Source organism: Tamilnaduibacter salinus (assembly GCF_003096655.1).
In the GTDB taxonomy this organism is placed as follows: Bacteria; Pseudomonadota; Gammaproteobacteria; order Pseudomonadales; family Oleiphilaceae; genus Tamilnaduibacter; species Tamilnaduibacter salinus.
Window position 1 is genome coordinate 344,059 of sequence record NZ_QEKQ01000003.1, and the last position, 12,874, is coordinate 356,932.

Annotated in this window: 12 protein-coding genes; 9 read left to right on the top strand and 3 right to left on the bottom strand. The window is 63.1% G+C overall.

What is annotated here, in order from left to right; all coding sequences use genetic code 11:
- From C8D92_RS06605 to C8D92_RS06635, 7 genes are all read left to right on the top strand, one after another.
- The gene (locus C8D92_RS06605; RefSeq protein WP_116918803.1) at positions 1-870 is read left to right on the top strand and encodes an energy transducer TonB; all 870 of its coding nucleotides are present in this window, start codon (positions 1-3) and stop codon (positions 868-870) included.
- A 43-nt stretch (positions 871-913) separates the two neighbouring features.
- Positions 914-1,471 (top strand): YqgE/AlgH family protein, encoded by a 558-nt coding sequence (locus tag C8D92_RS06610; protein ID WP_116918852.1) that lies wholly within the window; start codon positions 914-916, stop codon positions 1,469-1,471.
- A complete protein-coding gene (ruvX, locus tag C8D92_RS06615; RefSeq protein ID WP_116918804.1) occupies positions 1,464-1,889 on the top strand; it encodes a Holliday junction resolvase RuvX in 426 nt (141 codons plus the stop codon). Before C8D92_RS06610 ends, ruvX begins: the two co-directional genes overlap by 8 nt.
- Before the next feature lie 324 nt (positions 1,890-2,213).
- Positions 2,214-2,741 carry a bifunctional pyr operon transcriptional regulator/uracil phosphoribosyltransferase PyrR gene (pyrR, locus tag C8D92_RS06620; RefSeq protein WP_095611634.1) on the top strand — a complete coding sequence of 176 codons (528 nt, stop codon included), beginning with the start codon at positions 2,214-2,216 and terminating at the stop codon, positions 2,739-2,741.
- Positions 2,738-3,748, top strand: a complete 1,011-nt coding sequence (locus tag C8D92_RS06625) for an aspartate carbamoyltransferase catalytic subunit (protein WP_095611635.1) — start codon at positions 2,738-2,740, stop codon at positions 3,746-3,748. Before pyrR ends, C8D92_RS06625 begins: the two co-directional genes overlap by 4 nt.
- Positions 3,745-5,079 carry a dihydroorotase gene (locus tag C8D92_RS06630; RefSeq protein WP_116918805.1) on the top strand — a complete coding sequence of 445 codons (1,335 nt, stop codon included), beginning with the start codon at positions 3,745-3,747 and terminating at the stop codon, positions 5,077-5,079. Before C8D92_RS06625 ends, C8D92_RS06630 begins: the two co-directional genes overlap by 4 nt.
- A 352-nt stretch (positions 5,080-5,431) precedes the next feature.
- The gene (locus C8D92_RS06635) at positions 5,432-6,448 is read left to right on the top strand and encodes a putative solute-binding protein (RefSeq protein ID WP_095612094.1); all 1,017 of its coding nucleotides are present in this window, start codon (positions 5,432-5,434) and stop codon (positions 6,446-6,448) included.
- A 47-nt stretch (positions 6,449-6,495) separates the two neighbouring features.
- Here the strand turns inward: C8D92_RS06635 and C8D92_RS06640 are convergent, their stop codons facing one another.
- Complete coding sequence (locus C8D92_RS06640) at positions 6,496-6,771, bottom strand: HU family DNA-binding protein (RefSeq protein ID WP_095612095.1); 276 nt, start codon at positions 6,769-6,771, stop codon at positions 6,496-6,498.
- A gap of 170 nt (positions 6,772-6,941) precedes the next feature.
- On the opposite strand from C8D92_RS06640, the gene C8D92_RS06645 reads away from it, so the two are divergent.
- Together C8D92_RS06645 and C8D92_RS06650 are read left to right on the top strand one after the other, a co-directional pair.
- Positions 6,942-7,964: a hypothetical protein gene (locus C8D92_RS06645; RefSeq protein ID WP_207775131.1), complete on the top strand. Its 1,023-nt coding sequence runs from the start codon at positions 6,942-6,944 to the stop codon at positions 7,962-7,964.
- Positions 7,965-8,024: 60 nt separating this feature from the next.
- Positions 8,025-10,085, top strand: coding sequence for a TRAP transporter large permease subunit (locus C8D92_RS06650; RefSeq protein ID WP_116918806.1), 2,061 nt, complete (start codon positions 8,025-8,027; stop codon positions 10,083-10,085).
- A gap of 105 nt (positions 10,086-10,190) precedes the next feature.
- On the opposite strand, the gene C8D92_RS06655 is transcribed toward C8D92_RS06650, so the two are convergent.
- Positions 10,191-11,747, bottom strand: coding sequence for a phosphoenolpyruvate carboxykinase (locus tag C8D92_RS06655; RefSeq protein ID WP_095612113.1), 1,557 nt, complete (start codon positions 11,745-11,747; stop codon positions 10,191-10,193).
- 250 nt (positions 11,748-11,997) lie between these two features.
- Complete coding sequence (gene hslO / locus C8D92_RS06660) at positions 11,998-12,855, bottom strand: Hsp33 family molecular chaperone HslO (protein WP_116918807.1); 858 nt, start codon at positions 12,853-12,855, stop codon at positions 11,998-12,000.
- Positions 12,856-12,874 lie beyond the last annotated feature (19 nt).

Here is a 12,874-nt window from a genome sequence, read left to right on the forward strand (position 1 = left end):
ATGGCGGTCCAGGTCAGTGAATTCGACCGGCTTACATTCACGCTGTTCGTTGCGGTGGCGCTGCACGGCATTCTGGTGCTGGGCGTGACCTTTGCGCCGCAGGAGCCTGAGCCGCAGGCCCAGACCATGGACATTACGCTGTCCCGTTTCGACGATAAAAAGGCGCCGGACGAGGCGGACTTTCTGGCCGCGACGAATCAACAGGGCAGCGGCACCCAAAAGGAAAAGCGACAGGTCACCACCACGCGCAAGGCACCGGTGCGGGATGCCCAGGTCAAACCGGTGACGCCGCCTCAGCCCCAGTCCACGCCAGAGCAGCAGGACACGGACCGACAGCAGGTCACCACGACCGCCGACAGCGAGCGCGAACGGTCGACCGAAACGGCCGAGGAATCCCGGAAAAAGACGCAAGAGCCGGCGAAGAAAAAGAGCCTGATGCAGCGCAGTCTGGAGATTGCGAGCCTTGAGGCGAAGCTGGACAGGCAGCGCCGGGCTTACGCGCGCCGCCCCCGGATCCTGCGCGTGACCGCGGCCTCCACGCTCAGTTCGGACAATGCGTGGTATGTCCAGAACTGGGTCAGCCGGGTCACGCGGGTGGGCAACCTCAACTACCCGGCCGAAGCCCGCCGGGCCGGCATCTATGGCTCGCTGCGGATGGTGGTTGTGGTGCGCCGGGATGGCAGCCTGGAGGATGTGGAAATCCTGGAGTCGTCCGGCAGTCGCGTGCTCGACGACGCCGCCATCCGGATCGTACGCATGGCAGCGCCGTTCCAGTCCTTTACGCCAGAGATGAAAGGGCGTATCGACCAGTTAGAGATCATCCGAACTTGGTCCTTCCAGCAACGGGGGCTGACCTCGGGGCAGGGCTGATATGGCGCTTGCCAAACTCGGCGAGGGAGCGAATACTGGCTGCATGACTCAGACGGACGATTCTCTTCGTGATCATTTCCTGGTGGCGTCGCCCTATCTTGAGGATGCGGGGTTTCACGGTGCCGTGGTGTATCTGTGCGAGCACAGCGCCGAAGGCGCCATGGGCATCGTGGTCAATCAGCCGCTGGAAATCACCGTCGGGGAAGTGCTGGATCAGCTCGACATCCGCCGCGAACGGCCGGATCAGCCGGTTTATGCCGGAGGGCCGGTGCAGACCGAGCGCGGCTTCGTCCTGCACCGCACCGGCGGGGACTGGCACGGCACCATACCGGTTTCGGACCGGATCTCCCTGACGGTGTCCCGGGACGTACTGGAGGCCATCGGCCGGGGCGACGGGCCGCGCCAGTATCTGATGGCGCTCGGCTATTCGGGCTGGGGCGAGGGCCAGCTTGAAGAGGAGCTGGCGAGCAACAGCTGGCTGGTTACGCCGGCCGACGATGACCTGTTGTTTCGAACACCCGACGAGTCCCGCTATGCCGGGGTCCTGCGGGCGATGGGCATCGACCTCAATCAGCTCACCAACACCGTTGGCCATGCCTGAATTCCAGCATCAGCGTGCGCTTGGTTTCGATTTTGGTGATCGCCGGATTGGGGTGGCGTCGGGCCAGACCCTGTCCGGCACCGCCGGACCCCTCACCATGTTGCCTGCCCGCGATGGCATTCCCGACTGGTCCCGGATTGAAGCCCTCATCAGTGAGTGGCAGCCGGATGTCCTGGTGGTTGGTCTGCCGTTGAACATGGATGGCAGTGAAAGCGAGATGTCCCGCCGCGCCCGCAAGTTCGGGCGCCGCCTGGAGGCCTGGTATGGTCGGCCTGTGGTGATGGTGGATGAGCGTCTGACCAGCTATGAGGCCAAGGGGCAGGTCATGGCGGAGGGTGGCTCGCAGGATTTTGGTCGCGACGGGGTGGATGACCGTGCGGCGGTATTGATTCTGCAGACGTGGCTGACCGGGGGCTGATCCCGTCAGGCCTCCGGGTCGTGCTAGACTAGTGTCCCGTCGGGCTAATTCCTTAACCTACTGAGCTTCTGAAACACCGAATAGCGTCGTTGTGCTGTCTCGATTTGGAACCACCAAACCTTCACCAGCACGCCTAGCTCTTCGGTGTTTCAGAAGCTCCCGAAGGGCTTGCCTCTGAGGGCTCTGAGCCTGTGTTGCCAGTCTTTGATGTGGAACCACCACACCTGCAGACTGGCGCCTTGGTCAGAGCCCTCAGAGGCAAGCAGTCGATTAAGGAATTAGCCCGACGGGACACTAGCGGGCCGTTACCGGCGGGAGATCGCAATGACCTCACTGTTACCCATGGATGAGCTGCTGGCGAATCTGGAAGACGGCGTTCGACGCCAGTACCAGCAGCTGGACAACCCGGCCCTGGTGGGCATCCGCACCGGCGGGGTCTGGCTCGCCAATCGACTCCATGAACGTCTCGGACTGAGCGAGCCCATCGGCGAGCTGGACATTTCCTTTTATCGTGATGACTTCTCCCGGCTGGGCCTCAACCCCCGGGTCCGGCCCTCGTCTCTGCCGTTTGAGACGCAAGGCCGCAACATAGTGCTGGTGGACGACGTCATCATGAGTGGTCGTACGATTCGGGCTGCCATGAATGAACTGTTTGATTATGGGCGCCCCGCGCGCATCGTCCTCGCTACGCTGCTGGATCTCGGTGCCCGGGAGCTGCCGGTGCAGCCGGACATTGCCGGTCAGTCGCTGACGCTGCCACGGGACAAGCGCCTCAAACTGCGAGGCCCCGACCCGCTCCGGGTTGAGGCGGTAACCCTGTCGGACGCACGTGGCGGGGAGAGCGATCAATGAGCGTTGTCGAAGATCCGGCCCGATCCATCCAGTTGACGGACGACGGCGATCTGCGCCATTTCCTGACCCTTGATGGTCTCGACCGGACCATGCTCACGCGCATCCTCGATACCGCCGATTCGTTCATCGAAGTGGGCGCGCGCCGGATCAAGAATGTACCGCTGTTGCGCGGGAGCACCGTGGTCAATCTGTTCTTCGAGTCCAGCACGCGCACACGCAGTACCTTCGAGCTGGCCGCCAAGCGGTTGTCCGCCGATGTTCTCAATCTGGACATCGGCACCTCGGCGACCGCCAAGGGGGAATCGCTCTCCGACACGCTTCTCAACCTCGAAGCCATGGCCAGCGATATGTTCGTGGTGCGTCACTCCCGCAGCGGCGCGGCCCATTTCATTGCCAGTCAGGTCACTCCCGGTGTTGCGATCATCAACGCCGGGGATGGTCGTCACTCGCACCCGACCCAGGCGATGCTGGACATGCTCACCATCCGTCAGCACAAGGGCGGCTTTGAGGGACTGAAGGTGGCCATCGTGGGCGATATCCTGCACAGCCGGGTGGCGCGGGCCCAGATCCGGGCGCTGAATACGCTGGGGGTCGAAGAGGTGCGGGTCATTGCACCGGACACTCTGCTGCCGACAGACGTGGAGTCGCTGGGCTGCCGGGTGGACGACAGCATGCAGTCCGGACTGGCGGATGTGGATGTGATCATCATGCTGCGCCTGCAACGTGAACGCATGGAGGGGGCATTGCTGCCCAGCGAACGGGAGTTCTACCGGGTCTACGGCCTGAGCAACGAGAAACTGGCCTGGGCCCATCCAGAGGCGATCGTGATGCACCCGGGGCCGATCAATCGCGGGGTGGAAATCGAATCGGCCGTGGCGGACGGGCCGCAATCGGTCATTCTCGATCAGGTCACCAACGGCATCGCCATCCGCATGGCGGTCATGTCGATGGCCATGGGCGGGCAGCGGGCAACAGCCTGGAACCGGACCGGGGAGGGCTCGTCATGAGTTTGACCTGGGCACGGAACCCGGAGCGGGTGCGGATTGAAGGGGCCACGCTGGTGGACCCGGCCTCGGGGCAGCAAACGGACCGGTCGGTTCTGATTGACCGTGGACGGGTCGCGGCGCTCGGCGCGCCCGCGGATGAGTCGCCGGTCGATCGGGTGGTGTCCGGGCATGGCTGTCTGCTGACGCCGGGCCTGACGGATCTGTACGCCAGCCTCCGGGAGCCGGGTGACGGCCAGAAAGGGAGCATGGCGAGCGAAGCCCGGGCCGCCGCCCGGGGCGGTTTTACCACCGTGTGCACCGCGCCGGATTCCTCGCCGGTCAACGACTCGGGGGCGATTACGAGTCTGATCCGGGATCTGGCCGCCCGCCATTCACCGATTCAGGTGCTGCCCCTGGGTGCCGCCACCCGGGAGCTGGCGGGGGAACGCCTCAGCGACATGGTTGGGTTGACGGGCAGCGGGTGTGTGGCGCTGTCCAATGGGGGTGAGCCGTTGGCCAACGCCCGGGTCCTGCGACGCTGCATGGCGTACGCCCGCACGTTTGGCATCACGTTGATGCTGCAGCCGGAGAACGCAACGCTGGCCGCTGGCGGCTTTGCCCACGATGGCCGGATCACGGCCAGGCTGGGCCTGGTCGGCGTGCCGGAGGTGGCCGAGACGGCGGCGGTGGCCGAGATGGTGCTGCTGGCGGAGGAAACCGGCGTGCGTCTGCATCTGTCGCAGCTGTCGACAGCCCGGGGTGTGGCCATGCTGCGGGAGGCCCGTGACCGGGGCCTGGCGGTTACCGGCGACGTCGCGATTCATCATCTGTGTTTCACGGAAGAGGCGCTGGGTGGCTTCGACAGCCGCTTTCACCTGCGTCCGCCGTTGCGCTCGGAACGGGATCGTCAGGCCCTGCTCGCGGGCGTCAACGACGGCACCCTGAGTGCCATCGTCAGCCAGCACCAGCCGCACGATGATGCCGCCAAGCGGGCGCCTTTGGCCGAGACGGCGCCGGGACTGTCCACCATTGAGAGTGTGCTGTCGCTCGGACTTGAGCGTGTCGCTGCCGGCGAGCTGGAGCAGTCTGCGTTGATCCGCGCGCTCACAGTGGGGCCGGCGGCCGTGCTGGACCTGCCGGAGCCCGCCCTTGTAGAAGGCGCTCATGCCGACCTGTGTCTGTTCGATCCCGCTGCTGAATGGCATCCCTCGGCGGACACGCTGATGTCGACGGGCAAGAACGCGCCGGTGATGGATCGGTCGCTGCCGGGTGTGGTCCATCAGACGTGGTGTGGCGGGCATCCCGTCCACAGCACCGGCGACAATGCCGGGAATGGATCAGGACTTACCTGAAGGAGTCTGGGCGATAGAAAGTCGCACCGCTTCGACCGCCCCACTGCGGTCCCTTTTGAGCACTCATTGTTGTTATATAAAACCACTATGCGCCTCAAATGACCGTTAAAATGGCCTCTCAGTGGAACGATTTCCACCGCGCAGACTCCTAAAGCGCGAACTTCCTCACAATATCGAAAAATCCCCCGCTGGACCGGCCGGCGGCCGGTCCCGGTCCTCTGCTGCCTGTGCCATCATCAGGCCCTTTCATGGCATCACTGCCCAGAGGAATGGGCACTTCTGCCAACGCCAAACCGGGATGAAGTTCCTAGGGTGGTGTGGCAATCAATAAAAACAACAGGAGATCGCACGAATGAAAGCTTCCCTCACTCGCCGGGCGTTGGGTATTGCCGCGCTGTGTCTGGGCATGGCCGCACCGGCTCTCGCCCAGCAGGATCAGGACGTGATTGAGCGCAGTCTCTGTGTTTTCGATCCGGTGGGTGCCAACGGCCCGTTGTTTTCCATTACGAAGAGCTTCAAACCGGTGGCCCTGAAAGAGGGCGTCAAACTCGACCTGCGTGCCTACACCGATGAGAAAGTGGCGGCTGAGGACTTCAAGGCCGGGCAGTGCGATGCGGTGCTGCTGACGGGCACCCGCGCACGACAGTTCAACCGGTTCACCGGCAGCCTGGAGGCGCTCGGCGCCATTCCGGGCGAGAAGGAGATGCGGCTGCTGTTCAACACCCTTAGCCAACCCAAGGCGCGTCCGCTGCTGACCACCGAAAAGTATGAAGTGGCCGGCATCTTCCCAGGCGGCGCTGTCTATCTGTATACCCGTGACCGTTCCATCGACACCGTCGAAGAACTGCAGGGCAAGAAGATCGCCACGCTCGACTACGACAAACCGTCGCTGCGAATGGTACGTCATGTCGGCGCTTCGGTGGTCGGCGCCAACTCGGCATCATTCGCCGGCAAATTCAACAATGGCAGTGTCGATATCGCCTATGCCCCAGCGGTCGCCTACACGCCGCTGGAGCTCTACAAGGGCGTGAAACCGGATGGCGGCGTTTTCGACTACGCCGTGGCCTACATGAATTTCCAGGTCATCCTGCACAAGGATCGTTTCCCGGAAAACGCCGGGCAGATGGTTCGCAATCAGGCGGTGGAGCGCATCAACCAGGCGTATGACATCATCGCCGAAGCGGAAGCCGAGATTCCGGATGACCTCTGGATGCACCCGCCCGAGGAAGATGTCGCCGAATACAATCAGATGCTCCGGGAGGTGCGCCTGGCACTGCTTGAGGATGGCGTATACGACGAGAAAGCGCTCAAGCTGATGAAAGCGATTCGTTGCCGGGTGGATGCCTCCCGGGCGGAGTGCTCGGGGTAACGGAGGGTCCGGGCAGATGGGTCGTCGCCCGCCTGCCCGGGTATGCGTCAGCCGCTGACGGCCTCCTTGAGCGCTTTGCCAGCCTTGAAGCCAACGGTACGGCTGGCGGGGATTTGAATGGTGGCGCCCGTCTGGGGATTGCGTCCGGTGCGCGCATCGCGCTTGCGAACGCTGAAGGTGCCAAAGCCGATGAGAGAAACGTCATCACCGCGGGCCGTCGCGGCGGAAATCTGATCGGTTACGGCATTGATCACTTCGCTGGCTTTTTCTTTGGTCAGGCCAGTCTGGTCAGCGATCGCGCTGGCGAGTTCTGGTTTGCGCATTGTGTGCTCCTTGTTGTCTCTGGACGGCAAGCCACCGCGAATGCCTTCCGACGACAGCGACGGCTTGGCTATCAGATATAGCGGGTCTGAATGGCATGTCAACTAGCGAACCGCTGAGGGAAGGGCAGCGTCCCACAATCACAACAAAACAATACAAAAGGAAACAGGGTATGACGATGTTGCGAAAAGGCGCCTTCCGCCTGATCACGGCCGGTGCACTGGCTCTGTCACTGGGCGGATGCAGTCTGATCTACAAGACCACGGGCGATGTGCTTCAGGCCTACTCCGCCTCCCATACGGTGCCCTACCTGCTTGAAACCAGCGACCTCGAAATGGCCTGCTCCATGAACGAGGCCACCAAACCGCTGCTGATGTCGTTTCGGCGGGTCACGAGTGAGCCGCACCAGTTGGGCGTCCTGATGAGCCTCCAGACAGGTGGCTGCATGGAAAGCGAAGCCCGGGAGGCCGACCTGCGCGGGCTGGCGGCATTTGAGGCGGGTAACGCAGAGGCGTCCCAGGACGCCATGATTGTCCAGCGGCGTCTTTACGAGACCACCGCCTCCCGCTACTACGATGGCTGGAAGCACCATCAGGCGTACTACGGCGAGGCCGCCCAAGGCGAATGCCCGTCCTTTGACAGCGAGTATGATGAGTTTATCTATATCGCCGGCTTGATATCGGGCCTGCAGGCCCTGAACGCGGATATTCAATCCAGCGGAGCGGCCGGCGTCCCGAAAAACATGGGCTCTCTGGTGGCTGAATCCACTCGCTGTGTCGACAACGAGAAGTGGTGGGGCGTGCCGATGGGGCTGCGTGCGACCGTCTGGGCAATGATTCCCGGCTCCGTGCCTCAGGGCGAAGACCCATTCGAGCGTCTGGCGCGAGCGGCCGAGCTGGGCGAAGAAGCGCGGGTCCGGCTGACCCATGTGTTCCAGGTCATTGCCGCGCAGAACAAGAATAAGGATGAGCTGGTCCGGGATACGATTCGCCGGCACGTGTCGGAAGTTGAGGAACACCCCGCCAATGAGCAGTGGCGCCTGATCGACCAGCTGGCGACACACAACATTCGCGCCATTTCGGACCGGATGTGGATGAAGGAGACCGGTCACCGCACGCCAGTGGATGGACTGGGCACCTTCTGGGATGACCAGAAGTCCGACGCCGAGGCGATGGATCTGGAAGGCATTCTGTAGCATCAGGCGCGTTCCCCGGAGCGCGCCTTTCCCCACACTGCGGTCACAGGAACGCCCGGAATGGCGAATGAAACCACTCAACGGACGGGACTGGAATGGTTTTCCTCACTCCCGGCCTGTCTGCTCCTGTTGCTGGTCGTACTGTTCTCCACCAGCAGCGATATTCACAACCAGATGCTCAGTGGCGGCGAAGCGCTCTGGAGCGGCTATTTCAAGCTGCGGGAAGATCCGAGCCGCCCGGAATGTAACCCGGACCGCTCGGTCGATCAGGCCGTCGATGCCCGGGTCCGACAGCTGCAGTCCTCGCAGCAGGACAGTGTGACATCACTGCTGGGTGAGGCGACGGTGGACCGTGCCAAGGTCCGTGAATCCGTCGAGAATGCCATTGCCCAGTGCCGGGAAAAGCATGCGGACTTTGCCACGCTCAAGGAGCGGATTACGCCGTCGGTGAAAGCCTATCGGGCCGTGGAGGGCTTCATTGGCGACATCATCGCAGCGGGCCTGACGGCGCAGCCCTATATTCTGATTGCCATCGTCATGATCTGCGCCGCCACCGCAACGCTGAGTCGCCATCACATTGCCATGCGGCCGATGGAGACGCGGCTGGACTACACCCTGTCCTACACGCTTCAGACCATTGCCAATGTGATGCTGATGGGCTCCAGCGTGCTCTATCGTCAGGTCTCGCACGACGTGGGAGCGGTGTCGCTGGAGCAGGAGCTGCTTCACGACTTCTGGATTGTCTGTTTCGCCGTACTGGCATTGGCCTCCCTTTACCGTCTGATCCGTCCGCCATCGGATCTGATTCCCGGCGGCGATCTGGGCCGGGCCGGTCTGGCCGTTCCGCTCTATACCGGCATGTGCCTGATTTCGGGGAGCTACTTTGTGTTTATCGGCCATGGGGCCGGGATTGGCGTGTATCTGGACAAGCTGATGGAACTGTCCAGCATGTTCCTGAACGTGGCGCTGTACGTCTGGGTGGGCATGATGCTCAAACAGACCCGGCTGGCGACGCTGGTGTTCAACGTGTTCCGCCCCTGGCGTCTGCCACCGGAAGCGCTGGCGGTGGTGGCGGTCGCGGTTGCGGCGATTCCGACGGCCTATACCGGTGCCTCCGGGATCTTCGTGATTGCCGCCGGCGCGGTGATCTACAGTGAGTTGCGGGCCGCCGGTGCCCGCCGGCACCTGGCGCTGGCAGCCTCTGCCATGTCGGGGTCGCTGGGCGTGGTGCTGAGACCCTGCCTGCTGGTCGTGATCATCGCTTACCTCAACCGGGAGGTGACCACGGACGACCTGTTTGGCTGGGGCGTCTGGGTGTTCCTGTTGACCGCCGGCATGTTCCTGTTGATTTCCAACACAATCAATCGCCAGAGCCGTTTTGAGCCGGCACCTTTTGGCGAGGCGATGCCCGCCATGGCGCGCGAACTGCTGCCGTTGGTTCCGTACGCTCTGGTGATTACGGGGGTGGTGCTGTTCTACAGCCTGGCCCTGGATGTGGGGGTGGATGAGTTCTCCGCGCCGCGTATTCTGCCGGTGATCATGCTGGCCATTCTGGTGTACGAGCACTTCGCTGGCCGCCGCCGTCCCGCGGAGGGCCCACGACAACCGCCCCGGGGGTTCGAGCGCAGTATCCGGGCAGCGACCAACGACACCACCGCCGAGATTGGCGCGTTGCTGCTGCTGTTCGGTCTGTCGGTCAGCCTGGGTGGCGTGATCGAGCGCGCGGAGCTCATGCAGATGTTTCCGGCCTCGTTTGACAGTCCTTGGACGGCCATGCTGCTGATGGTGGTGGTGCTGGTGATCCTCGGGATGATCATGGACGCCTTCGGCGCGGTCATTCTGGTCAGCGCCACGGTCGCCTCGATGGCCTATGCCAGCGGGGTGAATCCAATCCATTTCTGGATGGTGACGCTGGTGGCCTTTGAACTGGGCTATCTCAGCCCACCCGTGGCACTCAACCACCTGCTGACCCGTCAGGTGGTGGGCGAGCAGGAAGTGCTGGCGGCCCAGAACGAGGGTGGCACTTTCTATCAACGCCACGAACGGATCATCATGCCGCTGATCGTCATGGGCATCTCGTTGTTGCTGGTGGCCTTTGTGCCGTTGATGTTCTATGCGTGAGGGGCGCCGCGGGTCACCAACCGACGGCTTGTGATAGCCGGCTGACCACAAAAAACGGCGCCCCGAGGGGCGCCGTTCCTGTTTCCCGCTGTGTTCGCTCTGGAATCAGAGCTGCGGGCCGGCCTCGACGATGGCGTCGTCCACATCGAACTTGCTGAAGTTGTCGACGAACTGCCCGATCAGCTCCTGGGCCTTGGCGTCGTATTCGGCCGGGTCACTCCAGGTGTTGCGCGGGTTGAGCAGGTTGTCGTCCACATTCGGCACGGAGACCGGCACGTCGAGGTTCAGCTTGTCCAGATGCCGGGTCTCGACATTGTCCAGGTCGCCGTTCTGAATGGCGCTGATGATCGCCCGGGTCGTGGGGATGCTGAAGCGGCTGCCCACGCCGTAGGGGCCACCGGTCCAGCCGGTATTGACCAGGAAAACCCGGCTGCCGAACTCCTCCATGCGCTTCATCAGCAGCTCGGCGTAGACGCCGGCCGGACGCGGGAAGAAGGGCGCGCCGAAGCAGGTGGAGAAGGTGGACTTGAGTTTGGAAGACGAGCCCATTTCCGTCGAGCCCACCAGCGCGGTGTAACCACTCAGGAAGTGATAGGCCGCGGCTTCCTTGTTCAGTACGGACACGGGCGGCAGAACGCCGGTCATGTCACAGGTCAGGAAGACGATGGCGGAGGGCTCGCCGGCGCGGTTCTCAAGAACACGCTTTTCAACATGGTCCAGCGGATAGGCGCAGCGCGAATTCTCCGTCAGTGAGACGTCGGTGTAGTCCGGCTCGCGGGTTTCCGGGTCCACCACCACGTTCTCGACGATGGCGCCGAAGCGGATGGCGTCCCAGATGATTGGCTCGTTCTTGCGGCTCAGGTCGATGCATTTGGCGTAGCAACCGCCCTCGACGTTGAAGACCGTGCCCGGGCCCCAACCGTGCTCGTCGTCACCAATCAGGTACCGGTCCGGGTCGGCGGACAGGGTGGTCTTGCCGGTGCCGGAGAGGCCGAAGAAGAGGCAGGTTTCGCCATCTTCGCCGACGTTGGCGGAGCAGTGCATCGGCAGCACGTCTTTCTCGGGCAGCAGGAAGTTCTGGACCGAGAACATGGCCTTCTTCATCTCGCCCGCGTAGTGCATGCCGGCAATCAGCACCTTGCGCTTGGCGAAGTTGATCATCACGCAGCCGTCGCTGTTGGTGCCGTCGCGCTCCGGGTCACACTCGAAGTTGGCGGCGTTGAGGATCTGCCATTCCTGTTTGTCCGACGGGTTGTAGCCTTCCGGGCGGATGAACAGATTGCGGCCGAACAGGTTCTGCCAGGCGGTCTCGGTAGTCATGCGCACCGGCAGGTAGTGCTCCGGATCCGAACCGACGTGCAGGTGGGAAATGAACCGGGTCTTGTCGGCCAGGTAGGCTTCCACCCGGTCCCAGAGCGCATCAAACCGCTCGGCATCAAAGGGGCGGTTGATCGGGCCCCATTCAATGGCGTCCGACGTGCTGGGCTCGTCGATGATGAACCGGTCCATGGGGGAACGGCCGGTCCGGTTCCCGGTCTTCACAACGAGCGACCCGTTGGCGGCCAGCTGGCCCTCATTGCGCTCCAGTGCCAGCTCTACCAGTCGTGCTGCGCTCAAATCAGTGTAGGTGTTACTCACTTCGACCTCGCCCTTGGGATGTATTCGGCATTGCTCCGTGTTCCGTCCGGGATGGATACCGGAAGCGCCCGCACCTGAAACGGGTCGTGCTGGGAGCAATTGGGGATCCGGGACCTCGGCACACCGTCGAGCTGCGTGTCGGGTGAGAGGTCCGCCAACACAGGCGCGCCATTATGCCAGAGACAATGGTAAAAAACGACTGGCCGGAGTGGCGCCTGTTGCGTCACCCGGCAGTCAGTCGGTCAGGGTGGGTTTGGGCCCGGAAGAGCGGGCGTCAATGCAGCGGCTGGCCGTGAAACAGCCGGTCAATGTCGCTGCGGTCGAACCGGTACTGGGCGTGGCAGAACTGGCAGTCCATGTCGATGCTGCCCTGTTCACGGAGAATGCTGTAGCACTCTTCCTCGCCGATCGACTCCAGAGCCGAGAGTGTGCGATCGCGGTTGCAGCTGCAGCGGAACTGTACCGGGTTGGCCGGATACAGTCGCAGCGCTTCCTCATGGAACAGGCGGTGCAGCAGGGTGTCACTGTCGAGGGTCAGCAGCTCTTCGGGCTTGATCGTGCCTGCCAGGTGTGTGACGCGATCCCACAGGTCCGGATCGACCTCGGTGCTGCCCGGCAGGCGCTGGATCAGCAGGCCCGCCGCCTGGTGATCGTCAGCGAACAGAAACAGGCGAGTATCGATCTGCTCTGAACGCTCGAAGTAGTCCTCGAGGCAGCCGGACAGGGTGTCCCTTTCGCGGGGCACAATCCCCTGATAGCGCTGACCGCTCTCAGGTGTGATGGTAATAACGGTCTGACCCTGTCCGAGCAGGCCGTCGAGGCTTTCATCGGCACCGGCGCCCGGCGCATCGAACCGGGCCAGTCCGCGCAGATTCTGCTGATGGGTGCACTCGGCCATCAGGGCTCGCACCGGGCCATTGCCCTGGGCCTGGATCGAGAGGCTACCGTCGAACTTGAGTGTGCCGCTCAGCAGGACGCTGGCCGCCAGGGATTCGCCCAGCAGATGGCGGATGCTGGCGGGGTAGTCGGCCTGGGTCGTCATGGTGCGGTAGCTGTCGGAGAGGCGAACCCACTCGCCCCGGACATCGCCTTCCTCGAACAGAAAGCGCTGGAATTCGTCGTCAAAGGCCATAAAAGCAATCTCTTGAATG